Origin of the sequence: Hathewaya limosa, from assembly GCF_030815255.1 — a bacterium.
Lineage (GTDB): Bacteria > Bacillota > Clostridia > Clostridiales > Clostridiaceae > Hathewaya > Hathewaya limosa.
In genome coordinates this window covers 35,049-58,034 of sequence record NZ_JAUSWN010000019.1, presented here as the reverse complement: position 1 = coordinate 58,034, position 22,986 = coordinate 35,049, and the positions used below count along the sequence as shown (strand labels likewise).

22 protein-coding genes, 2 tRNA genes and 3 riboswitches are annotated in these 22,986 nt (G+C 25.8%); of the genes, 15 read left to right on the top strand and 9 right to left on the bottom strand.

Features of this window, described 5'->3' with window-relative positions; translation table 11 throughout:
- Positions 1 to 151 precede the first annotated feature (151 nt).
- Positions 152 to 227, bottom strand: a tRNA-Met gene (locus tag QOZ93_RS10940).
- A 247-nt stretch (positions 228 to 474) separates the two neighbouring features.
- Here QOZ93_RS10940 and QOZ93_RS10935 point away from each other — a divergent pair.
- The gene (locus QOZ93_RS10935) at positions 475 to 1,446 is read left to right on the top strand and encodes a DNA polymerase IV (protein WP_422723884.1); all 972 of its coding nucleotides are present in this window, start codon (positions 475 to 477) and stop codon (positions 1,444 to 1,446) included.
- A gap of 110 nt (positions 1,447 to 1,556) precedes the next feature.
- On the opposite strand, the gene QOZ93_RS10930 is transcribed toward QOZ93_RS10935, so the two are convergent.
- Positions 1,557 to 1,632: transfer RNA gene (locus tag QOZ93_RS10930), tRNA-Met, on the bottom strand.
- A 156-nt stretch (positions 1,633 to 1,788) separates the two neighbouring features.
- Positions 1,789 to 1,897: riboswitch (TPP riboswitch) on the top strand.
- A 159-nt stretch (positions 1,898 to 2,056) separates the two neighbouring features.
- On the opposite strand from QOZ93_RS10930, the gene tenA reads away from it, so the two are divergent.
- From tenA to QOZ93_RS10910, 4 genes are all read left to right on the top strand, one after another.
- Positions 2,057 to 2,713, top strand: a complete 657-nt coding sequence (tenA, locus tag QOZ93_RS10925) for a thiaminase II (RefSeq protein ID WP_307356441.1) — start codon at positions 2,057 to 2,059, stop codon at positions 2,711 to 2,713.
- A gap of 30 nt (positions 2,714 to 2,743) precedes the next feature.
- Entirely contained in the window at positions 2,744 to 3,325 is a 582-nt protein-coding gene (thiT, locus tag QOZ93_RS10920) for an energy-coupled thiamine transporter ThiT (protein ID WP_307356439.1), read from the top strand.
- Between the two features lie 216 nt (positions 3,326 to 3,541).
- Complete coding sequence (locus QOZ93_RS10915; protein ID WP_307356442.1) at positions 3,542 to 4,327, top strand: ABC transporter ATP-binding protein; 786 nt, start codon at positions 3,542 to 3,544, stop codon at positions 4,325 to 4,327.
- Between the two features lie 2 nt (positions 4,328 to 4,329).
- The gene (locus QOZ93_RS10910) at positions 4,330 to 5,991 is read left to right on the top strand and encodes an ABC transporter permease (RefSeq protein WP_307356438.1); all 1,662 of its coding nucleotides are present in this window, start codon (positions 4,330 to 4,332) and stop codon (positions 5,989 to 5,991) included.
- Positions 5,992 to 6,066: 75 nt separating this feature from the next.
- Here QOZ93_RS10910 and QOZ93_RS10905 read toward each other — a convergent pair whose 3' ends face one another.
- Positions 6,067 to 7,116, bottom strand: coding sequence for a DUF1002 domain-containing protein (locus QOZ93_RS10905; RefSeq protein ID WP_307356437.1), 1,050 nt, complete (start codon positions 7,114 to 7,116; stop codon positions 6,067 to 6,069).
- A 281-nt stretch (positions 7,117 to 7,397) separates the two neighbouring features.
- Between QOZ93_RS10905 and QOZ93_RS10900 the strand changes: the two genes are divergently transcribed.
- The 7 genes from QOZ93_RS10900 to QOZ93_RS10870 all read left to right on the top strand — a co-directional run bounded on the left by QOZ93_RS10900 (position 7,398) and on the right by QOZ93_RS10870 (position 12,760).
- Positions 7,398 to 8,201 carry a hypothetical protein gene (locus tag QOZ93_RS10900; RefSeq protein ID WP_307356435.1) on the top strand — a complete coding sequence of 268 codons (804 nt, stop codon included), beginning with the start codon at positions 7,398 to 7,400 and terminating at the stop codon, positions 8,199 to 8,201.
- Between the two features lie 220 nt (positions 8,202 to 8,421).
- Entirely contained in the window at positions 8,422 to 9,405 is a 984-nt protein-coding gene (locus QOZ93_RS10895; RefSeq protein ID WP_307356433.1) for a hypothetical protein, read from the top strand.
- Positions 9,406 to 9,469: 64 nt separating this feature from the next.
- Entirely contained in the window at positions 9,470 to 10,018 is a 549-nt protein-coding gene (locus tag QOZ93_RS10890; RefSeq protein WP_307356432.1) for a flavodoxin family protein, read from the top strand.
- A 326-nt stretch (positions 10,019 to 10,344) separates the two neighbouring features.
- Positions 10,345 to 10,824 carry a permease gene (locus QOZ93_RS10885; RefSeq protein ID WP_307356430.1) on the top strand — a complete coding sequence of 160 codons (480 nt, stop codon included), beginning with the start codon at positions 10,345 to 10,347 and terminating at the stop codon, positions 10,822 to 10,824.
- Positions 10,821 to 11,342, top strand: coding sequence for a permease (locus QOZ93_RS10880; protein ID WP_111941168.1), 522 nt, complete (start codon positions 10,821 to 10,823; stop codon positions 11,340 to 11,342). Before QOZ93_RS10885 ends, QOZ93_RS10880 begins: the two co-directional genes overlap by 4 nt.
- A gap of 99 nt (positions 11,343 to 11,441) precedes the next feature.
- On the top strand, positions 11,442 to 12,296 hold the full coding sequence (locus QOZ93_RS10875) for an MBL fold metallo-hydrolase (RefSeq protein WP_307356427.1): 855 nt from the start codon (positions 11,442 to 11,444) through the stop codon (positions 12,294 to 12,296).
- A gap of 101 nt (positions 12,297 to 12,397) precedes the next feature.
- Positions 12,398 to 12,760: a VOC family protein gene (locus tag QOZ93_RS10870; protein WP_307356426.1), complete on the top strand. Its 363-nt coding sequence runs from the start codon at positions 12,398 to 12,400 to the stop codon at positions 12,758 to 12,760.
- A gap of 96 nt (positions 12,761 to 12,856) precedes the next feature.
- Here the strand turns inward: QOZ93_RS10870 and QOZ93_RS10865 are convergent, their stop codons facing one another.
- Entirely contained in the window at positions 12,857 to 13,558 is a 702-nt protein-coding gene (locus QOZ93_RS10865) for a hypothetical protein (RefSeq protein ID WP_307356424.1), read from the bottom strand.
- 176 nt (positions 13,559 to 13,734) lie between these two features.
- Here QOZ93_RS10865 and QOZ93_RS10860 point away from each other — a divergent pair, with 176 nt between their 5' ends.
- The 3 genes from QOZ93_RS10860 to QOZ93_RS10850 all read left to right on the top strand — a co-directional run bounded on the left by QOZ93_RS10860 (position 13,735) and on the right by QOZ93_RS10850 (position 16,821).
- Complete coding sequence (locus QOZ93_RS10860; protein ID WP_111941176.1) at positions 13,735 to 13,941, top strand: heavy metal transporter; 207 nt, start codon at positions 13,735 to 13,737, stop codon at positions 13,939 to 13,941.
- A gap of 203 nt (positions 13,942 to 14,144) precedes the next feature.
- Entirely contained in the window at positions 14,145 to 15,134 is a 990-nt protein-coding gene (locus QOZ93_RS10855; RefSeq protein WP_307356423.1) for an NAD(P)-dependent oxidoreductase, read from the top strand.
- Positions 15,135 to 15,408: 274 nt separating this feature from the next.
- Positions 15,409 to 16,821, top strand: a complete 1,413-nt coding sequence (locus QOZ93_RS10850; RefSeq protein ID WP_307356420.1) for an aspartate ammonia-lyase — start codon at positions 15,409 to 15,411, stop codon at positions 16,819 to 16,821.
- Positions 16,822 to 16,942: 121 nt separating this feature from the next.
- On the opposite strand, the gene QOZ93_RS10845 is transcribed toward QOZ93_RS10850, so the two are convergent.
- The 5 genes from QOZ93_RS10845 to QOZ93_RS10825 form a co-directional block, all read right to left on the bottom strand.
- Positions 16,943 to 18,379, bottom strand: a complete 1,437-nt coding sequence (locus QOZ93_RS10845; RefSeq protein WP_307356419.1) for a cation:proton antiporter — start codon at positions 18,377 to 18,379, stop codon at positions 16,943 to 16,945.
- Between the two features lie 174 nt (positions 18,380 to 18,553).
- Positions 18,554 to 19,975 carry a spore germination protein gene (locus QOZ93_RS10840; RefSeq protein WP_307356417.1) on the bottom strand — a complete coding sequence of 474 codons (1,422 nt, stop codon included), beginning with the start codon at positions 19,973 to 19,975 and terminating at the stop codon, positions 18,554 to 18,556.
- A 175-nt stretch (positions 19,976 to 20,150) separates the two neighbouring features.
- Complete coding sequence (locus QOZ93_RS10835; protein WP_307356416.1) at positions 20,151 to 20,960, bottom strand: MetQ/NlpA family ABC transporter substrate-binding protein; 810 nt, start codon at positions 20,958 to 20,960, stop codon at positions 20,151 to 20,153.
- Between the two features lie 19 nt (positions 20,961 to 20,979).
- A complete protein-coding gene (locus QOZ93_RS10830) occupies positions 20,980 to 21,639 on the bottom strand; it encodes a methionine ABC transporter permease (protein WP_307356415.1) in 660 nt (219 codons plus the stop codon).
- A 29-nt stretch (positions 21,640 to 21,668) separates the two neighbouring features.
- Positions 21,669 to 22,469 (bottom strand): methionine ABC transporter ATP-binding protein, encoded by an 801-nt coding sequence (locus QOZ93_RS10825; RefSeq protein WP_307356413.1) that lies wholly within the window; start codon positions 22,467 to 22,469, stop codon positions 21,669 to 21,671.
- Positions 22,470 to 22,539: 70 nt separating this feature from the next.
- Positions 22,540 to 22,647: riboswitch (SAM riboswitch) on the bottom strand.
- 86 nt (positions 22,648 to 22,733) lie between these two features.
- Positions 22,734 to 22,841, bottom strand: a riboswitch (SAM riboswitch).
- Positions 22,842 to 22,986 lie beyond the last annotated feature (145 nt).

Below are 22,986 nucleotides of genomic sequence, written 5' to 3'. Positions count from 1 at the left end.
TATATTAATTTTACTATAAATCTTTCACTCTTTCGAGTGGGAGATTTATTTTTTACGCAAAAAGCTGTCGCACTATTTTTTAGTGCGACAGCCCCATTTTAAAATTGCAATAATTAAAAATAAAAAAACCATACTTTAATAGTATGGTTTTTGGTTGCGGGAGCAGGACTTGAACCTACGACCTTCGGGTTATGAGCCCGACGAGCTACCAGCTGCTCCATCCCGCGTCATTATTAAAATTATTAATTTCAAACAACTTATATATTTATAATACTCTATATAGTGATTCAAGTCAAGTAAAATTAAAAAATAATTATTTCGATATGAATTAAAGGAAGCCAAAAGACCTCCTTTAATAATTGTAATGCTAAATATTTTTAATACTCATACTGATATTAAAAATATTTAGCATTTTTTAAAATAGAGAATATAATAATATTTAAAGAGTATTTAAGAGAAAGGATTGCCAAAGGTATGGAAAGAAAAATACTTCATGTAGATATGGATGCATTTTTTGCTTCTGTAGAAATAAAAGATAATCCCAAATTAAAAGGAAAGCCTGTTATTGTAGGTGGAATTAGTGAAAGAGGAGTAGTTGCAACTTGTTCTTATGAGGCAAGGGCTTATGGAATAAGGAGTGCTATGCCTGTCTATATAGCTAAAGCAAAATGCTCCAAGGCAATTTTTTTGCCTGTTAGAATGTATAGATATAAAGAAATTTCATCTAAAATATTTGATATATTTTATTCCGTAACTCCTTATGTAGAACCTGTAAGTATAGATGAAGCTTATTTGGATATAACTCATTTAAATAAAGATCCCATTAAAATAGCCCTTCTTATAAAAGAAAATGTTTTAAAAGAATTAGGACTTACACTATCCATTGGTATATCTTATAATAAATTTTTAGCAAAACTTGCATCAGATTGGAATAAACCAAATGGTATTAAAGTAATAACGAAGGAAATGGTACCCAAAGTACTTTTTCCACTTTCAATAAATAAGGTTCATGGACTTGGAAAAAAATCTGTTAAAAAACTTAATAATATAGGTGTTTTTAATATTGAAGAGTTATATGCATTATCAAAAGATTTTATTATTAATTACTTTGGAAAATCTGGATTGGAGATATATGATAGAATACGTGGAATAGATAATAGAAAGGTAAATACTTTTAGAGAGAGAAAATCTATAGGAAGGGAAATAACTTTAAAAAAAGATACAAAAAATAAACAACAATTAAAATGGTATATAGAAAATTTTGCTGAGTTTATAGAAAATACATTGGAAAAGGAAAATATGCAAGGAAAAACTATAACTATAAAATTAAAAACCACTTCTTTTGAAACTCATACTAAAAGTAAAACATTATTAAAATACATATGTAAAAGTAGAGAAATACAGGAATATGGGAATGAGATGTTAAATGAAATAGAATTGGAATAACTATATCATCTTTAGAACATAAAAAAGAAGAACAATTAAGTTTATTTTAAACTCAAGGAAATTTAATATGGATTCAAAATAAAAAAACCATACTTTAATAGTATGGTTTTTGGTTGCGGGAACAGGACTTGAACCTACGACCTTCGGGTTATGAGCCCGACGAGCTACCAACTGCTCCATCCCGCGTCATTATTAACTTTATAGTTCCAACTAACTTATGAACTAATTATAACCTATATATTAAAATAAGTCAAATAAAAAGAAAATTTATTAAAAGATTTAAAAGGTAAAAAAATATATAGATTTTATGTTTTAAATCTTTTATAATAACTACATAAATAAATATCTAGCTAGGGGTGCCGATTTTCATTAGGCTGAGAGATAGTAAAACTATTAACCCTTTTAACCTGATTTGGATAATACCAGCGTAGGAAAGCTTATTAATATAATACTAAGAGAAATTGTATATTCATATAATTTATTTTTATTAGTATTTTTATGTGTAATTAAAAGTTATGTTCCTAAATGGACATAACTTTTTTATTTTAAGATTTTTTTAAAATAAGTTTTTTCATTGTTGGAGCAGATATTAAAGAAAGGTGAAGTAATTATGAAATTTACACAGTATTTGTTTCAAAAATCAGAAAAAATATGGGAGGAGTATTTAAATCATCCCTTTATAAAAGAGTTAGCAGAAGGGTGTTTACCAAGAGAAAAGTTTCAATACTATCTTATTCAAGATTATTTATATCTTAAAGAATACTCTAAATCATTTTGTGTCGGAATTATAAAGGCTTCAACTATGGAAGAAATGAAATTTTTTTATAATTCCATAAAGGGAACTATGAATGATGAGACAGAAGTGCATATTAAATACTTAAAGAATTTTGGATTTGAACCATGGCAAGTTGAGAAGATGGAATCAAACATAGTTAATACTAGTTATACAAGCTATATGTTATCCAAATCATTAGAGGGAAATATAAGAAAATGCGCTATTGCTACATTGCCTTGTACATGGAGTTATAATTATATAGGAAAATATATTCAAAAAATTTATAAAGAAAAATTAGATAATAATTTTTATAAACCTTGGATAGATTCATATGCATCAAAAGAGTTTACTGATTTCACAAATGAATGGTTAGATTATGTAGATAAAATTTGCACTGATATAACTGAAGATGAAAAAAAAGAATTATTAAATATTTTTATAACATCTAGTAAATATGAAAAACAATTTTGGGATATGGCTTATAATAAATAAGACATTTAGAGTAATTAGGGAGAACAAAAGATGATTAATATTATTGGTTTGATAATATCTATAGGATTATTAGGAATTTATATAATAAATTTAATAAAATATAAATTTACAACTAATATGATAGTAAAAATAGGGGTAATTAGTTCTCTATCTTTTGTATTATATTTAATTCACTTTATAAGATATCCTCAGGGCGGGGGAATAACGTTGTTTTCTATGCTTCCTGTAATGATTCTTTCAATATTATATGGAAATATACCAGGAGTTACAGGTGGTTTAATTTTTGGATTACTTAAGTTGTTAAATGGAGCAGTTATAGTACATCCATTACAATTTTTGTTGGATTATATTTTAGGAACAATGGCATTAGGGGTAGCAGGAACTTTTGGAAAAGACAAAAAGTATAACATTATATTAGGAAGTTTATTTGCTACAGGATTAAGTCTTTTGTCCTCTGTAATATCTGGAGTATTATTTTTCGGGCAATATGCTCCAAAAGGAATGAATGTTTGGTTATACTCTATCATATATAACGGATCTAGTGCAGGAGTAGAGGCAGTATTAACTACAATACTTATAGCAATAATACCTATAAAAAAGTTTATAAAATAAATAATTGTATAAAGTTTATTTGTTATGATGTACATAAAGTTATAAATATATAGAAAGAGTAAGAAGTTAATTTTCTTATTCTTACTATATATTTTTTATTTTATGGCCAATATTATTTCAATAACTTATATGTAAAGTAATGTAGACAGAAATAATATATAATGTTAAAATATTCATAAAAAATTAACAGAATAATAATGGGGGAACAAATATATGATGGAAGAGGATGTAATAATAAAGATTCGAGATCTTTATATGATTTTTGGTACGAAACAAGTATTAAAAGGAATCAATCTAGATATTCATAAAGGGGAAATTATAGGATATATTGGTCCTAATGGGGCAGGAAAAAGTACAACAGTTAAAATAATGTTAGGACTTTTAAGAGATTATAAAGGAAGTGTTGAAATTTTTGGTGAAGATATTTTAAAAGGAAATGGAGAATATAAAAAACATATAGGATATGTACCTGAACTCTCAGAGTTATATGACAGCTTAACTGGTAAAGAATATCTTACATTTGTAGGAGAGTTATATGGTATAGAATATAATACAGCATTATATAAAAGTAGACAACTTATGAAAATATTAGGAATGGATAATGCTTTTAATTCTAGAATTTTAACATACTCTAAAGGTATGAGACAAAAAATATTACTAATAGCAAGTCTAATACATGATCCAGATATATTATTTTTAGATGAACCTTTAAGTGGATTGGATGCAAATAGTGTAATGATAATAAAAGAGATATTAGCTAATTTAGCAGCACAGGGGAAAACAATATTTTATTCATCACATATAATGGATGTGGTTGAGAAAATAAGCAGTAGGATATTACTTTTAAATAATGGTGTAATAGCAGCAGATGGAACTTTTGAAGAACTTAAGGAAAAATCTCATGAAGGATCATTAGAAAGTATATTTAATGAATTTACAGGTTTTACTGAACATAAAGAGATAGCAGAACAATTTACTTCTATTATACAAGGAGTGAATTAGATATGAAGGAATTTAAGAGTTTAAAGTTTATAGACAAGTTTAAAAGTGTTTATACTAAGTTTGGTGTAGATTATGATATTATGAGGTCTATTGTAAAAATTAAATTAACTATGGACAGAAGAAAGGTTCCAACAGTTTTTAATAGGCAAAAAAATAGTGATAAAGAAGAAAGTAAAATGGAATCTTCTATAGTTCTAAATGGTTTTATGGGGATTATCTTAGCCTTATTTATAGGATTTAAAATTAATATATTATGGCAGATGACTGTTTATTTTTTTATGCTTATGTTTTTTGTTCTAACAATATTTATGTCGGATTTTTCAACAGTTCTTTTAGATGTTCGTGATAAAATCTTAATAGGAACTAGAGGTGTAGATTCTAGGACATTAAATGCAGCTAAATTAACTCATATACTTATATATATGTTTAGTTTAACATTATCTCTTACAGGAGTTTCTATATTAGTTTCATTAAGATATGGTGTGTTTTTTACCTTAGTATTTTTACTAGAGATAATATGTATAGATATATTTATGATAATAATAACTACTTTTGTTTATTTCTTAGTTTTAAAGTTTTTTGATGGAGAGAAACTAAAAGACATGATAAACTTTGTACAAATTATTTTAAGTATATTTATAACACTTTTTAGTCAATTGGCAGGTAGAATTTTTGATGTTGTAGATATACAAGTTAATTTTACAAGTAAGTTATGGCATTACTTTGTAATTCCAATGTGGTTTGCATCACCGCTTACAATGATTGAATCAGGAGAAATTAAAGGATATTTAATAGCACATACATTATTGGCAATAATTATACCTATAGTTTCAATTATTATATATTGGCAACTGACACCTAAGTTTGAAGAATATCTAGAAAAATTAAACAATAATACATGCAAAAGTAAAAAAGAAAAAGAGAAATTTTCATTTAGAATAAGTAGAATAATATGTAGAAATAGACAGGAGAGAATATTTTTTAATTTTTCTTATAATTTATTTAGTAGTGAAAGAGAAATTAAATTTAGAATATATCCTAGTCTGGGTTTAGCTTTAGCTTTTCCATTAATAATGATCTTTCCAGCAAGTCATGAGAATATGGTTAAAGGCTTTGCACAATGGAAAACATCTATGAATAATTCAAAGACTTATTTATTGATTTATTTTGCTGTAATGTTGTTATGTACAGTTGCTACAAACATAAAATATTCGCAAAAATTTCAAGGTTCATGGGTTTATATAACTTCTCCAGTAGATGAAATTTCAAATATCTTCAAAGGTTGTTTCAAAGCTATATTTTATAAGTTTATATTTCCTATATTTATTTTACTTAGTATTTTGTGGGTATTTATTTTTGGGATAAAGGTTATTCCTCAATTAATAATAGTGTTCTTAGTAATTATTATATTAAATCTTTTCTCCTTTTATCTAATGGATAAGGCGTTGCCTTTTTCCGAAAGTGATAAAAGTATTAAGGCAGAAGGAGATGTGGCGCCTTATTTATTAGGAAGCATATTAACAGGTATTTTTGGAGGAGTTCATGCTGTATTTATATTTTTTTGGCCCATAGGTGTGTATATATATGGAGCAGTATTAATTTTAATAATTATTTTATCATGGAGAAAAATTTTTAATATACCTTTGGAGAAATTAATGAAATAAAATAAATAAAATTTTATAAATTACTTAAATAAAAAATATCTCTAGGAAATAATGACATTTCCTAGAGATATTTTTTTATTGAGCAGTACTAGTATTATTTGAATTATCTTGTGAAGATGTTGAAGTAGAAGTACTAGATTGTTTTTCTTTATTTGATTGTGGAGTACTTAAATTATTGGCAGAAGGTGATTTATTTCCATCTTCTGTTTTAGGAGAATCGCTATCTTTTTTAGTATCATCTGAACTACTAAAAAGATTTTTTATTGCATTCCAAATATCCACGAAAAATTGTTTTATTTTTGCCCAAAAACCTTTTGCTTCTTCACTTGTAAAAGTATCTTTTAATTTATTTGAGACATCATTTAGTTGATCTTTTAATTGAGAAAAATTTAAATCTAATTTATTAATTTTTCCCATTAATTTAGTAATACTATTAATATCTTCTTGACTTAAACTTTGTCCAACATTGTTTGTTACATTTACTACTATTTTTTCTATTTCTTTTTCAGTTTTAGGTTTTTCTTTAATTACATCTTTTTTTACTTCGTTTATTAAACCAGCTGCTTGATCTTGTCCAATTTTTTCACCTAATTTACCTGTAGTTACTAATTCTTCGTTAGCAACTTTCTTTTTATTCTCATCAAGTTTTTCTCCACCCTTACTGTTTTCAAAACCTTTTAATATTCCTGTAAGAGCGGCAGTACCTGATACATTAAAAGGTGCAGCAGCTTTAACATTAGCATTTTGTATACCAGCAGTAATCAACGCATTCTTTATCATGTTTTCAGTAACCCAATAAAGATTATGAGTAGATATAGTTAATCCATTTTTATTAGTTGGGTCTACATAAGAACAAGATATAGATTTTGTACCTAATTCTTTTTGAGATGCAACACCTTTTAAATATTTTTGTTCTTCTGTATTTGTAACTTCTAAAATATTAGCATCATTTTTGGTAACACCAAAGTATTTAAGCATTTCTTCCTTTTGTTCTTTACTTAAATCAGCTCCTATTGTAACAACTTTAAAAGCATCTGCATAAGCTTCCTTTACCGGTAAGGCTGTTAAAAAAGATAAAGAAAGTACGATAACTAAAAATTTGCTTATTAATTTGTTGAATTTCATTTTTAAGAAACTCCTTCCTTTTGTTGTCCATAATAAAAAATATTTAATTGTTAATAAAAAATATTATATCACATATGAAAATTAAAATAGTGTAAATAAGTTTACAAAAACTCTTAAAGTTATATTAAAAATATTACAATTAAATTAAGAAATTCTATAGGCACAAAACTTGTAAAGATTTCATATCATTAAAGTATAGGTCATTATAGATCTATAATGACCTATACAAATTTCATATTTTTAATTTCTAAATAAAACGGATAAGGAAGAGTGATATACAAATGAGCGAAAACGATAGTTCAATGGTACAATCATTTAATGATGATAATTGCGAAATAAATGTAGAGTCAAAGGTTTTAAGTACTAGTGATTGCGTAAAGGATAATGGCAAAGGGAAATATAAAATATCTAAAGTTTTAGGTAATGTAGAGACTAATACTGCAATTATCAATAAAGTAAATATACCTGGTGGATTTACTGAAATAAAAGGAATAAAAAGAGATGTCGTAGTTACACAAGCAAAATTAATAGGAGGACAATTATTTGTAGAGGGTTATATTATAAATAATATAAGTTATGTAACACCTTCACAAGGATATTCAAAATCTTGTTGTATGGCTCATAGAAATATATGGAATGATATAGATGTTAAAACACCATTCAGTATGGGTATCGATGCTTCTGACTTAGATGGAAAAATGCACATGAATAAATGTATAAAAACTGAATGTCCATATGCAAATAATACTATGAAAAATAATAGATGTGATACTGGTACTATGGGTTCATCTCTTTGTGAAAAGTTAAGCTATGAGAAAAAGGTATTTAATGAAATTCCTTATTGTGAATTAAATTCATTTGAAATTTCCGAATTAACTATAAATAAAATGCCTCAATGTGATAATTGTCATGATAAGTGTTGTGATGACTATAGAAAAGTATATTGTAGTATAGTTCAAAAAATAGTTCTTAAATTAGAGTTAAGTATACTAGTTGAAGGTTATAAAAAAATGCATCATTCTGAATACAATACAGAATTTTGTAATCCAGAAAGATGTCAAATGAACGTTGATACAGAATTTTAATAATAACTTTTAAAAGTTATTATTAATAAAATATTATAGCGCTGCTAACAAAGATATCTTTGTTAGCAGTTTTTTTATCTTTATTGTTAAAAAAAGTTTTATAAAAATACATAGTTAGAAATTAAAAAGTCTTAATAAGTTTAAATAAAAAGTATAATTTATGAATATAAAGTATATTTTTTTTATAAAATTAATTATAGTAATGAAATTAGAGGATTTTATGGATAACAACTTAAGTATTTTAATAATGATATTATTATATTATCAAGGAAGTAATAAAAAATTATTAAAAAATAAAATAAAAAGTATAGATAATTCAAAATGTAAATATCCATATGAAAATATGAGGGATATGAAAAAATTAAACGATAAATATAAAAACATTAAAAAAAATAGTGAAAATATAAGAAGCAATAAGGAAAAATATAAGCAAACAGATATTATAGATAGAGCTAAAAATAATAAATCAAATGGAAATAAAGATAAACAATATGAAAAAAGTTATGATAAAAAAATTGTATTTAAAGATAGAGAGATTGTTGATATTAAAACTAAAAGTAAGAAAGTACCTAAGGCAATAACAAAAAATTATACTAATATCAATAAATTAAAGTTAAACTTTATAAAAGATTTAAATATTAAAAATAAGGAAAGTTTATCTAAACAAAGTGAGGATATTGTAAAAGTACCAGTTTTGGTTACAGAGTTCAATATAAAAGAATTATTTACTATAGAAGTAGGGTTTAATAACAACAATATAATAGAAATATTAAGCACAAGTAATGAACTAAAAATTAAGCATGTTTATTTAAATATTAATAAATCAAATGGGTATAAAGGTGGAACTGTAATGTATGAGGGAGTATTGAAAACTACTATACATTATTTATCACCTACGTATGTAGAAAAAAGTTGTTTGGGGGGAGTACCTAAATATCATGTGGTTTTTACTAAATTTAATGGTTGTCAAAAAGTAAATATAAACAAATATACTGTAGAAAATCAAAATTATTTAAAAAATATTATAGTAAATATGACGAAGTCAGAGTTTTCAGTTCAAAGTATGGTGTGTAAACCTAAACATATAAATGAATATGTAGATTTTTATAATGAAGCAAAGTTATTGATATCAAGTAATTGTAAAATAGAAATTTATAGAGAAAAATTAGTTAAATTAAATGATAAAGGAGTTAAGAAAAAGTAAGAAACTTTATATCGAAATAATGGTATAATTTTGATAACTAACAGAATAAATAGGGGGATTTAAAATGAGAGTACTAGCAATTCAAGGGAGTCCAAGAGTTAATAAAAATACTGATATATTACTTGATAAGTTTTTAGATGGTATAAAAGATAAAAATGAAAAATGTAAAATTGATAAAATATTTTTACAAGAAAAAAATTTGCAATGGTGTAAAGCTTGTAATGCCTGTAAAAATAAAGAAATTGGACATTGTATTATAAATGACGATATGCAAGAAATATATCCATTAATTAGTGATGCAAACATACTTGTTTTAGCAACACCAGTTTATTGGTGGTCAATGTCTGCACAATTAAAAACTTTTATAGATAGAATTTATGGATTAAGCAATAAAAAACAACTCAAGGGGAAAAAATGTGTACTTTTAATGACTTACGGAGGAGCATTACCTAATGAAGGACCTAGAATTGTAGAAGAGACAATTAAAGAAATTTGCAATTATATAGGATTAAAACTTGTAGATGTATATGGGGTATGTACAGATGAGGAGGTGCAAGTTTCTGATAATCTTAAGGTCCAAGAGGAAGCTTATAAATTAGGGTATAATATTTAGAAAAAATTTATTTTAATATAAAAGAGATAAAAACTTAGAGTATGTTTTATTACACATTCTAAGTTTTTTTATTAAACTAATAAAATCTTAATAAAGATAATTATTTAATGAATCTTATATACAAGATGGAATGGAAAAATACATAAGTAAAACTTAATTTTGTAGAAAGTTAATTTTATAATATCAATAGCCAATGAAATTAACGTAATGAATAATATTAATATAATAAGAGGTTAGCTTACAATGTACCTATTATAAAACAAGGAATATATTATAATATATACTTTTAAATTAAGTACTATAAGACTTAATAAGGAGGAAGATCCTTGTTTGAAAAATTAATATATATAGTAGCCATAGTATTTACTATTTTTTCATTTTATAAAGATGATAAAAAGACTAAAGAGGCTCTTAAAGAAGCTATAAAATCTTTTGAAAATATATTGCCTACAGTTTTATGTGTAATGTCTATTGTAGGAGTAATGTTAGCAATTTTAGATAAGGAATTTATAGCTAAATTAATAGGTGATCAATCAGGAATTTTAGGAGTAATAATTTCTTCTATAATAGGTTCTATAACTATGATGGCTGGTTTTATAGCCTTTCCTTTAGGAGCCACATTAATAAAAAATGGAGCAGGAATGGCACAAATAGGGGCATTTATATCTACAATTATGATGGTTGGTATTTTAACTATGCCATTAGAAGCTAAGTATTTTGGTAAAAAAGTAACTTTTTTAAGAAATGGATTAGCATTTATGTTTTCATTTTTTGTAGCTTTAGTTATAGGAGTGATATTTAGATGAAAATAATAAAAAGATATAAAAATGTTATTATTATGGGAATAGTATTAATTTTATTAATTATATTTAAACCTGATTTTGGTAAGCATGCTATTAATATAACTTTTGATAATATATGGCAAATGTTAAAGGTTGTACCTCCAGTTTTTGTATTGATATCACTTATGGATGTATGGATATCTAAAGAGAAAGTTATAAAACACATAGGCTATGATTCAGGAATTAAAGGTATAATATTATCTTTTCTCTTAGGGTCAGCAACGGCAGGACCACTTTATGCATCTTTTCCTATAGCTAGAATGTTATTGAAAAAAGGAACTAAATTTTTAAATGTAATGATTTTTGTTGGATCTTGGTCTACGACAAAAATATATATGACTTTTATAGAAGGAGCTATTTTAGGATGGAAATTTACTTTAACAAGATTTTTTACAGATATACTAGGAATAATAATAATGGCATTTATTATAGACAAGTTTGTTAATGATAAAGATAAAAATAAATTATTAGAGGAAGTTTGATTTTCAGCATACAGTATCTTTAGCTTCTAAAAAGTAAATATTTCAATTATAATAAGAGAAATATTAGTTTTTTAGAATTTTTAACTTGGAGGAAAATATATGCTTAATAAGCTTACAGACAGAATTTATTATAGTGATTTTGTAGAAAAAGGTGATAGACCAGTTTTAGGATTAATTGTTGGAGATAAATATAGTTTAGTTATAGATGGTGGAAATTCAAGGGCACATGCACAAAAATTTTTAAATGAAGTTTCTAAGTTAGATATTTCACCATTGAAATATCTCGTACTTACACATTGGCATTGGGATCATGTTTTTGGTGTTACTACTATGGATTTAGTTAATTTGGTACAAGAAAAAACTAATGAAAAACTTAAATGGCTTAATACCCTAAAATGGACAAATGAGGATATTGATAAAAGGGTAAAAAGAGGAGAAGAAATAGAATTTTGTAGTGAAAATATAAAAATAGAATTACCTAATAATCATAGATGTGTAGAGATTCCTTTAGCAGATATAGTATTTAAGGAAAATATAAGGATGGATTTAGGAGGAATAAATATTAATATAGAACACTTTCCTTGTGATCATTCTGATGATTGTTGCATCATACATGTAGAAGAAGAAAAAGTAGTTTTTTTAGGAGATGCTATTTATCTAGATATGTATAATGAACCTTGGAGTTATAGTAAAGAGAAATTGTACCCTCTTTTAGATAAGTTAGAGCAATATAATGCAAATTATTATATACCAGCTCATCATCCTAAATATACAAAGGAAAGTTTTAAAAATTTTTCTAGATATATAAAAGATATAGGAAATATAGTAGGCAAAAGTGTTGAGTTAGAAGAATGTATAGAGAAATTCCAAAAAAGTTTTTGTAAAAGACCTACTGAAGAAGAAATAAATGATTTAAAAGTTTTTATAGAAGGAAATAGAAAAACTATAAAATAAAAAATTTATACACTAGGTATTATTAATTAGATTCTAGAGAAAACTATAATAGTAATTCTTATATTAAGTATTTAATTATTATAGTAATTGGAGGAATATAAATGATTAATAAAATATCAAGTGTATCAATTTATGTTGAAGATCAAGATATTGCTTTAGAATTTTGGAAATATAAAATGGGATTTAAAGTTAAAAAGGATGAAAAAATGGGTGAAAATTTTAGATGGTTAGAAGTAGCGCCAGAAGGAGCAGAAACACCTATAGTATTGTTCCCAAGAGAAGATTCAATAATAAAAGATTTAAAACCAATTATAATGTTTGAATGCGATGATCTTGAAAAAACATACAAGCAATTAAGTGAAAATGGTGTAGTTTTTGAGGGAGAACCTATAAAAATGCCATTTGGTAAGTTAACATATTTTCATGATGACTCAGGAAATAAATTCGGGTTAAAAGAAAAATAAATAATAAAATAAAGTAAAAATAAAAGCTATGGAATATAAAATAGAATTTATATATTTCATAGCTTTTATTAAGATTATTATATATCTATGTAAAAGTTAATTTATTTTTATAATACCATTTTCATGAATTCTTCCTTTATCAACAGTACCACTGCCACCTGATTGTATCATACTAAGATCTTTAGAAATAAATTCATAATATTCTTCATTAGTATTTTTATCTACATAAGGTTTTTTATTATCATCTGTAAAAAGAGTTATACCTAATCCTTGATTTTTGGAATTATTAGGATCAAGTAATTTAAAACTAAATGTATAGTCATCTTTACTTACTGAATAAATATTATATTTGCCTTTATAATAATGAATATTTATATATTGAGAAGCCTTTATAAAAGTAAAAGCATGTTCTTTTGTAGGTTTAGAAATGGTAGTTTTATTTGGTGTTTCTTTAAGGGCATCTTTCCTTTCATTAGTTTTAACAACATTTGTATCGTTTATTTTTTTTGTTTTAGATATAAGTGTTGAATTTTGTTTATTATTATGTAAATTATTTTTTGATACTTTAGAATTAACGTTAGTTTTGACTGAATTAATTTGTGAGGAGTTTGATTCTTCATAGTCAATGAATTTAGTATCTTTATTACAATCATTTTCTATAGTTTTGTAATTTTGTTTTATTTTAGTAGTATTTAAATTAGTATTTTTAGAAACTATATTTTTATAAATAAAGGTTCCTGCACATGAACTGATAATTACTACGCCTAAAATTATTAATGAAATCTTTCCTTTTGACATAAAAAAACCCCTTTGCTTTTTATTCTTATATAATTATACAACTAAGTTTACTGAAAAAAGTTACAATGAGGTAAAAAGGATTAAATGCTAATCATTACAGGTAATAAAAAAAATCTAAATCTTAATAATAGAGATAAAGAACATTTTAAAATTGTATTATGAAAGGGGATATAAAGATGAGAAAAGTACAATATAATGTATCAGGTATTGTTAATTCTACAACAAAAACACAATTACGTAATGCTTTAGACAAAATAGAAGGAGTTCAAGAAGTATCAGTGGATCAAGGTAGAGCATCAGTATGTGTTGGATATAATGAACCAGCTAATGAGGAAGAAATTAAAATGGCAATAGACAAAATAGAAGGTTGCGATATAGAATAATTAAAAAATATAAAAGCTCAGGATTTTTTTCTTGAGCTTTTATAAATTAATAAATTTTTACATAAATTAATTTATTTTAGAAAAAGATAGTGATATAATAAAATCTTGTTAAAATATGAACAAACCACTTCAAAAATAAAATGAAATTTATAAAATATATAATAAAATTTTGAAAATGTATAAATTTGAAAGGAAGTATGACCATGAAGATTTTAGCATATGGTGTAAGAAAAGATGAAATAGAAAGTTTTAAAAAATATGAAAAAGAATTCAATCATGAAGTTAAATTAGTAAAAGAACATTTTATTACTGATAATGCAGGACTAGCTAAAGGATATGAAGCTATTTGTGTTCTTGGAACTTCAGAAATTAATAGAGATGCAATGAGAATTTTAAAAGAATTAGGTGTTAAATATGTAGGTAATCGTTCAGCAGGAATTAATAATATAGATTTTAAAGCGGCAAAGGAATATGGCGTAAGAACATATAATGTGCCAGCATATTCTCCAAATGCTATAGGAGAATTTGCTGTAACTTTAGCATTAGCTTTAACAAGAAATATTCATAAGATTATAAGAAGAAGTGATATACAAGATTTTTCTTTAAACGGATTGATTGGTACAGAAATACAAAATCAAACCATAGGATTTATAGGAACAGGTAAGATAGGACTTAGTGCAATAAAAGCTTTTTCAGGATTTGGAGGCAAATTAATAGGGTATGATATATATCCTAATGAAGAAGCAAGTAAATATATTGAGTATAAGACTTTAGAAGAAGTATTTCAAGAATCTGATATTATTTCTATGCACTGTCCTTTAACAGAGGATAACAAACATCTTATAAATAAGAATACATTAACTATGATGAAAGATGGAATTGTGATAATAAATACATCTAGAGGTGCATTAATGAATACGGATGATATAATAGAAGGAATTAAATTAGGAAAAATTGGGGGACTAGCAACAGATGTATATGAAGATGAAGAAGGAATATTCCATGCTGATCATAAAAATGAAATTATAAAAGATGAGAGATTCCTAGCTTTAAAATCTTTCCCAAATGTTATAGTAACACCTCATTGTGCCTTTTATACCGATGAGGCAGTAGATAATATGGTTAAATATGCTTTAGAAAATTTATATGAATTTGAAACTAAGGGTTGTTGTAAAAATGAATTAAACAAATAAATATATAGTTTTTAGCATGTTATTTTATAAATTTATAGAATAACATGTTTTTTTATTGTAAAAAAATAAAAACTTGTATAAAGTATAGTAAACTGCAATAAATTATATTAATTTCAAGTAAAATGAATGAAAAACCTTCAAAATATTATTGTACTTACTTTAGAATATAGTGTATTATAAATGTGGTGAAAGAATTTATTCATTTAAAGATTTAATTAAGAAAAATGTGAAAAATTAAATAATTAAGATAAACTTATATTGGAGGGATTTTTTTATGGATTACAGAATAGAAAGTGATTCAATAGGGGAAAAGCAAGTTCCTAAAGAAGTTTATTATGGGGTTCAAAGCTTAAGAGGATGTGAGAATTTTAAAATAACAGGACGTAAAATGCATACTGAATTTATAAAAAGTCTTGCAGCCGTAAAAAAAGCATCAGCAGTTACTAACTATGAATCAGGAGTTTTAGACAAAGATAAGGCTAATGCTATAGTTGAAGCTTGTAATGAAATATTAGAAGGAAATCTACATGAACATTTTATAGTTGATCCAATTCAAGGTGGTGCAGGAACTTCAGCAAATATGAATGTAAATGAAGTTGTTGCAAACAGAGCAGGAGAAATTCTAGGTGGAGAGAGGGGAGCTTATGATATAGTTCACCCTAACGACCATGTAAATATGGGTCAATCTACTAATGATGTTATTCCAACAGCTGGGAAACTTACAACTTTTAGATTACTTTGTAAGGTTGTAGATAAGTTAAGAGAATTAGAAAAGGCTTTAGAAGATAAAGCAAAAGAATTTGATGATGTTATCAAAATGGGAAGAACTCAAATGCAAGATGCAGTACCTGTTAGATTAGGTCAAGAATTTAAAGCATATGGTTCAGCGATAAAAAGAGATATTAATAGATTAGAAAAAGCAAAAGAAGAAGTTAAAGTTGTAAATATGGGAGGTACTGCTATAGGAACAGGAATAAATGCTGATAGCAATTACTTCAAAAATATAGTTGCAAATTTAGCTAAAGTTACAGGTGTAGATTTTAAACAAGCTGATGATTTAATAGATGCAACTCAAAATCTAGATGCCTTTGTTTCAGTTTCAGGAATATTAAAAACTTGTGCAGTAAACTTATCAAAAATGTCAAATGACTTAAGATTAATGTCTTCAGGTCCAAGATGTGGTTTTGGAGAAATTAATCTTCCAGCAAAACAAAATGGTTCTTCAATTATGCCTGGTAAAGTCAATCCAGTTATACCTGAAGTTATGAGTCAAGTTGCATTTAATATTATAGGAAATGATGTTACTATAACTATGGCGGCAGAAGCAGGACAATTAGAATTAAATGCTTTTGAACCTGTAACATTCTATAATTTATTTGAATCTCTTGATACATTAACTCAAGGAGTAGACACTTTAATTAAAAATTGTATTCAAGGTATTACAGCTAATAAAGAAAGATGTACAGAGTTAGTTGAAAACAGTGTTGGTATTATAACTGCAATATGTCCACATGTTGGATATAAGGAAGCTGCTAAAATAGCAAAAACAGCTATTAAAACTGGAGAATCTGTAAGACAAATAGCAATAAAAGAAGCTATTTTTACAGAGGAACAATTAAATGAAATTTTACAGCCTAAAGAAATGACAGAACCAGGTATAGCAGCTAAAGAACTTATGCATAAATAAAAGTGTAAGCAATAAAACATAACGTATTATTAAAATATTATGAAAATTATATAAACCTAAAAAAAGGCTATGTTAGAAAAAGTAAACAGATTCTATTTACTTTTCACATAGCCTTTTTATATTAATTAGGAAGAGTGAGCATTTTTATAGTTTGAATTACATCTTCTCGTACTCCTGACAATATTAATAAATCTCCATTTTTTAATTTAGTATCAGCTGTAGGCATTATTTCAATATTATTACGAATGATTATAAAAATTCTACAACCTATAGGAAACTTACATTCTATTAGAGGTTTATTTAAATACTTTTCATTACAAGGGATAATTTCACGTGTTATTATTTTTTCTTCAGGAATAACTTCTGGTATTGTCAAATCATTATTCTCATATAATTTCTCAAAAAGAATAGGGAATAATATGCAAGATATAACTGTTGTTAATATAAATGCTGAGTAATCAGATGATGTAATAAATTTAAGGTTTAAAGCCATTTGAGCACCAACAATTATTAAACTTAATTGTGCTGATAATAACATAGATGATGCTAGTGCATTTCTAGTTCCAAATTTTTTTCTTAAAAGTATTGATGGAACTAATTTAACTAAAAAGAAAATTAATAATAGAATAGGAATTTTAATTAATGCACTAGGATTAGAGAATATAGTCTTTAAATCTAAATTTACTCCAACCATTATAAAAAATATAGGAATTAAAAATCCATATCCAATTACATCTAGTTTGTGGGTAATTTCTTCTTTTGCTTTACCAACTACTAAAGAAAATATTATACCAGCTAGAAATGAGCCTAGAATTATTTCAGTGTTTATTTTTTGTGCTATGGTAACTAATATAAGAATTAGTGCAAAGGCTCCTCTTATGCTAACATGTAAATTTTTAAATGCTAAAGTAGAAAAATCATGAATATGATATATTTTTTTAACTACTAAATATAATAAGAAAGCTGCACCAAAGACTATGAGAAATAAGAAATTTTTATAACTTAAACCATATAGTTCTGTGGATGCTATAAATGATAGTCCTATAAGACATATAAATTCACAAATAAGGGAATAAATTAGTAAAGTTTGTCCTAAATTACTGGTTAACATACGTTTTTGTTTTAAAAAGGGGACTATTAAACCAGGAGCAGATGCAGTAAATAATAATGTAAAGAATAATGTACCTTTAGTTATTCCGATAAATTTCAGTGTAAAAGATAAAAGTCCCGCTACTACAAAAGAGATAATGAACATTACAATTCCTAAGCTTAATTTTGAATTACCTTTATCTTTTCTGTCCTTTATGTGAACATCTCCAAAATCTATTTCTAGACCACTTAAGAACATTAAATAAGCTATACCTAAATCTGATAAAAATACAATCCAAACATCTTGATTTATTAAATTTAAAAAACTTTTACCGAAAATGATTCCAATGAATATTTCACCAACTTGATAAGGAATTTTTACTTTTTTTAACTTGTCAACTAAAAAAGGCGTTACAAATGCTAGTATAGTAAGAATTAATAACGAATCGTAGTTTATATGCATTTTCAATATGTCACCTACCTTAAAGGGTTTTTAAATTTTATATAATTGAAATTCTTTACATTGGTTATTATATTAGCATATTTTAAATTAAAAATTAAGTTTTTTTTGTTATATTAATTTAAATTTAAAATATATAAAAAGCTATAAGTTTAAAAGTAACTCATAGCTTTTTAAAGATATTTATTTTTGTCTTTGTTTAGGTACAATTCTTATTCTAAAAATTAAACTTTTTAAGGCCTTCCAATTAAAAGGAATAAGAGGATATAAATAAGGTTCTCCAGTAAAAGTTTTATTTGTGGCTATAAGTATTAAAGAAAGTATAATTCCTGCGAAAAAACCATAAGTACTAAATAAAGATGTTAATATTAAAATAAGGATTCTAAGAAATTTTATGGCATATCCTAATTCAACACTAGGTTGAGAAAAACTTCCCAAAGAAACTATAGCCATATAGAATATACTTTGAGGAATAAGCCATCCTGTGTTTATAGCAAATTCGCCTAAAATTAAAGCACCAATTACAGATAAGGACATACCTAAAGAACCGGGTGTATTCAATGATGCCAATTTTAAACCATCTATAGCTATTTCTAAAATTAAAAATTGAATTAAAAGAGGAACAGGATAAATCTTTTGAGGTAATAAAAATTTTAAAGCATCAGGCAAAATATTACCTTTTTCTACAATTAACATATATAATGGCGTAAGAAATAGTGTAATAAATAGTATAAAATTTCTAATAAATCTTAAAAAATTACCAGTTATAACTGGTAAATAATAATCATCTACATCTTGCAAAAAATCAAATAAACTCGTAGGTAATAGCATTGCAGTAGGAGAATTATCTACTAAAATTATAATTTTACCTTCAGTTATATGTGCAGCAGCCACATCAGGTCTTTCTGTGTATCTTACCTTTGGAAAAGGATTATACCATGTTGTATGAGCAATGGTTTCAACTAAACTTTGATCACCCATGGTTAAGGCCTCTATATCTAAATCATTAAGTTTTTTTACTATAAAATCTAAAGCTTTTTTATTTTCTATTCCATTCATATAACCAATGGCTACATCGGTTTTAGAAATTTTTCCAACAGAAAACATTTTAAACACAAGTCGAGAATCTCTTACCCTTCTTCTAATTAAAGCGGTATTAAAGACTATGGTTTCCACAAAACCATCTTTTGGGCCCCTTAAGGACTTTTCTTTATCTGGTTCTTGTGGACCTCGTGCAGGATAAGTTCTGAGATCAAGCATAATAGCTTTGTCAAATCCTTCTACTAACATGGCAGTTTGACCACTTAATACTTGATTTACTAAATTCATAACATCATTTTCTTCTGCTACTTCAACATAAGGAATGGAATGTTCCATAAACTTTTTAGGACTGTCTAAAAGATCCATTTCCTTTTCTGTTATATTAAAGAATCTAGTCATTAAAAATTGCATAATATCATCTTTAATAAAACCATCTATGTAGTACATATAAGTAGTTTTGCCACCAAACTTTAAAGTTCGTTCTATTATATCAAAACTTTCTTCAATTTTAAGTACGCCTCTTATGGCCTTTATAGTTTCATTGAGGTCTGATGAAATTTTCATTTTTTCACTTCCTTGATTGATATCTTAAAACAAATTTAGTATTTCCAATTGTATTAGGTAAATATTCAAAGTAGATAATAAAAAATCCTATAAAATAGATTTTTTAAAGTCGTCTATTCTATAGGATACATTTTAATTAATTAATATTTAAGAAATTTTTATTTTTATACTAATTTTATTTAGCAGGAAGAACTGCTTTACCATATTTACTTTCTATAAAAGTTTTACATTCATCAGAGTTTAAAACTTTTATAAGAGATGCAATTTTTTTATCATTTTTATTATCTTCTCTAGTAGCTAAAACATTTACATGCTTTTCTATATCTTTTATGTTTTCAAGAAATAATACATTTTTTGTATCTAATTTTGCTTCAAGTGCATAGTTACCATTAATTATAGCAATATCTACTTCATCTAATAATCTAGGTAATTGAGCTGCTTCAGTTGCTTTTATTTTAATTTGTTTTGGATTTTCAGATATATCTTTTTCTGTAATATTTTCAGCATTTTTATCTTTAAGTTTTATTAATCCTTGTTTTTCTAAAAGTTTTAAAGCCCTAGTTCCATTAGAATTATCATTAGGAATGGCTATTGTAGAACCATTTTTTAATTCAGTAATAGATTTTATTTTTTGTGAATAGGCAGATAGTGGTTCTGCATGAACTTTAGCAACAGGGACTAAGCTAGTACCATTTTTTTCGTTGAAATTATTTAAATAGGGTATGTGCTGAAAGTAGTCTGCATCAAGTTCTTTTTCATTAAGAGCTTTATTAGGAACCACATAATCAGTAAATTCTTTTATTTGTAATTCGATTCCTTGATTATGAAGTTTATCCTTTGCAAATTTTAAAATTTCTGCATGTGGGGCAGGGGATGCACCAACTATTAAAGTCTTAGATGAATTTTGACTTTCTTTATTAGTACCACATCCTACTAAAGTTATAGTTAATAAAAGTGTTGAGATTAAAGCTACGATTTTTTTCATATAAATTCCTCCTAAAATTTTATCTTTTATCAAATTTTTTTGTAAAATAGTTTCCTGTGCTCTGAATGATTTGCACTAGAATTATTAAAACAACTATAGTTATTAAAATTATTTCATTGTTATATCTCATATAACCTTCTCTTATGGCGTAATCACCAATACCTTCACCTCCTATAGCACCAGCCATAGCAGAATATCCTATTATGTTTATAATTGTTAAAGTTATTCCAGATATAAGGGAAGGCAATGCTTCTTTTAACATAACCTTAAATATAATTTCAAAATTATTGGCACCCATAGAAAGAGCTGCTTCAATGAGCCCATATGGAACTTCACCTAATGATGTATCTATGATTCTAGCTACAAAAGGAGTAGCGGCTATAGAAAGTGGAACAATTGCGGCTGTAGACCCAATAGTAGTGCCAACTAATATTTTAGATATAGGAAATAGTGCTACAATTAAAATAATAAAAGGTACTGATCTAAAGATATTTACAATAGTATCTAAAATTTTATTTATTCTAGAGTTTTCTAATATATGTCCTTTAGAAGTAACCCGCAAAATTATTCCTAAAGGTAATCCTAGAATCAGAGAAAATAAGGTTGATATAGATACCATATATAAGGTTTGTAGTAATGGCTTTGGTATAGAATATAAGATTTCTAAAATGTTTTTCATGTTAATCACCTCTTTTTTTAACAAATTTTTTATGAATATAATTTAGAATTTTGTATATTATTATTTTTAGTTTGGCAAGTTATTAGAAAATGTTTTGATGTTTTGCTTTTAGGATTAGTAAATACATCTGAAACATATCCATCTTCTGCAATGATTCCTGATTCTAAGACTGCTATTTTATTACAAAGTTTTTCTATAACGTCCATTTCATGTGTGATAACTATTATAGTAATATTAAGTTCTTTATTTATTTTTTTTAAAAGTTTTATTATAGAATCTGTTGTAATAGGATCTAATGCTGAAGTTGCTTCATCGCAAAGAAGGATTTTAGGATTGTTAGCAAGGGCACGAGCAATTCCTACTCTTTGTTTTTCACCTCCAGATAAATTTGATGGATACATGTCTTTTTTGTCTTTTAAATTAACTAAATCTAAAAGTCCTAAAACTTTATTCTCTATATCTTTTTTAGATAGCTTAGAAAGTTTTAGAGGAAAGGCTATATTTTCGTATATTGTGGAGTTCATAAGCAAATTAAAGTGTTGAAAAATCATTCCTATTTTTTTTCTTACACTTCTTAAATTTTTTTTAGGTAATTTATTTATATCAAAATAATCAGTGCTTTCCTCATATAGATTTTTTATTAATATTTCACCTGAAGTAGGTGATTCTAATGCATTTATACATCTTAAAAGAGATGATTTGCCTGCGCCACTTAATCCCATTATTCCAAAAATGTCTCCTTCTTTTATATGTAAGTTAATGTTTTTTAAAGCCTCAATTGAAGTATTTTTATGAGTATATACTTTGCTTAATTTTTTAATTTGAATCATAGGTTTATATCTCCTTTATAATAAAATTTGAAAATAAAAAAACCTCTTTGAAGAAGAGGTTTAAAAAAGTTTCTCATCTTCGGGTAATAAAATTACCACTCTGGAATTAGCACCTTACATAAAATATGTTGGTTGCTGGGTTTCATAGGGCCAGTCCCTCCACCTCTCTTGATAAGGGTAATATTAAATTTTTAGTAAAGTTCATTAATTTTTTTATGTAATAAAAAAATCCTCTTAAAAGATAAGAGGATGAATTATCGTTTTCTCTTATCTTTGGATAACAAGGTTATCACTCTGGAATTAGCACCTTGCATTAAATATGCGGGTTGCCGGGCATCATAGGGCCAGTCCCTCAGCCACTCTTAATAAGAGTCTTTATTAAATTAGTTTATATTATAATTGTTAAAAATTATTCTGTCAATAAATATTTTAAAAATTTAATTATTTAAATAACCATTGACTAAATTGCGATAATTAATTACAATTTAAAATGATAGTCATTATCATTGAAGGAAGG

Bases quoted from the DNA above. Each gene is read 5' to 3' on its own strand.
- QOZ93_RS10935 (WP_422723884.1), top strand. From the start codon at position 475: ATGGAAAGAAAAATACTTCATGTAGATATGGATGCATTTTTTGCTTCT.
- tenA (WP_307356441.1), top strand. From the start codon at position 2,057: ATGAAATTTACACAGTATTTGTTTCAAAAATCAGAAAAAATATGGGAG.
- thiT (WP_307356439.1), top strand. From the start codon at position 2,744: ATGATTAATATTATTGGTTTGATAATATCTATAGGATTATTAGGAATT.
- QOZ93_RS10915 (WP_307356442.1), top strand. From the start codon at position 3,542: ATGGAAGAGGATGTAATAATAAAGATTCGAGATCTTTATATGATTTTT.
- QOZ93_RS10910 (WP_307356438.1), top strand. From the start codon at position 4,330: ATGAAGGAATTTAAGAGTTTAAAGTTTATAGACAAGTTTAAAAGTGTT.
- QOZ93_RS10905 (WP_307356437.1), bottom strand. From the start codon at position 7,116: ATGAAATTCAACAAATTAATAAGCAAATTTTTAGTTATCGTACTTTCT.
- QOZ93_RS10900 (WP_307356435.1), top strand. From the start codon at position 7,398: ATGAGCGAAAACGATAGTTCAATGGTACAATCATTTAATGATGATAAT.
- QOZ93_RS10895 (WP_307356433.1), top strand. From the start codon at position 8,422: ATGGATAACAACTTAAGTATTTTAATAATGATATTATTATATTATCAA.
- QOZ93_RS10890 (WP_307356432.1), top strand. From the start codon at position 9,470: ATGAGAGTACTAGCAATTCAAGGGAGTCCAAGAGTTAATAAAAATACT.
- QOZ93_RS10880 (WP_111941168.1), top strand. From the start codon at position 10,821: ATGAAAATAATAAAAAGATATAAAAATGTTATTATTATGGGAATAGTA.
- QOZ93_RS10875 (WP_307356427.1), top strand. From the start codon at position 11,442: ATGCTTAATAAGCTTACAGACAGAATTTATTATAGTGATTTTGTAGAA.
- QOZ93_RS10870 (WP_307356426.1), top strand. From the start codon at position 12,398: ATGATTAATAAAATATCAAGTGTATCAATTTATGTTGAAGATCAAGAT.
- QOZ93_RS10865 (WP_307356424.1), bottom strand. From the start codon at position 13,558: ATGTCAAAAGGAAAGATTTCATTAATAATTTTAGGCGTAGTAATTATC.
- QOZ93_RS10860 (WP_111941176.1), top strand. From the start codon at position 13,735: ATGAGAAAAGTACAATATAATGTATCAGGTATTGTTAATTCTACAACA.
- QOZ93_RS10855 (WP_307356423.1), top strand. From the start codon at position 14,145: ATGAAGATTTTAGCATATGGTGTAAGAAAAGATGAAATAGAAAGTTTT.
- QOZ93_RS10850 (WP_307356420.1), top strand. From the start codon at position 15,409: ATGGATTACAGAATAGAAAGTGATTCAATAGGGGAAAAGCAAGTTCCT.
- QOZ93_RS10840 (WP_307356417.1), bottom strand. From the start codon at position 19,975: ATGAAAATTTCATCAGACCTCAATGAAACTATAAAGGCCATAAGAGGC.
- QOZ93_RS10835 (WP_307356416.1), bottom strand. From the start codon at position 20,960: ATGAAAAAAATCGTAGCTTTAATCTCAACACTTTTATTAACTATAACT.
- QOZ93_RS10830 (WP_307356415.1), bottom strand. From the start codon at position 21,639: ATGAAAAACATTTTAGAAATCTTATATTCTATACCAAAGCCATTACTA.
- QOZ93_RS10825 (WP_307356413.1), bottom strand. From the start codon at position 22,469: ATGATTCAAATTAAAAAATTAAGCAAAGTATATACTCATAAAAATACT.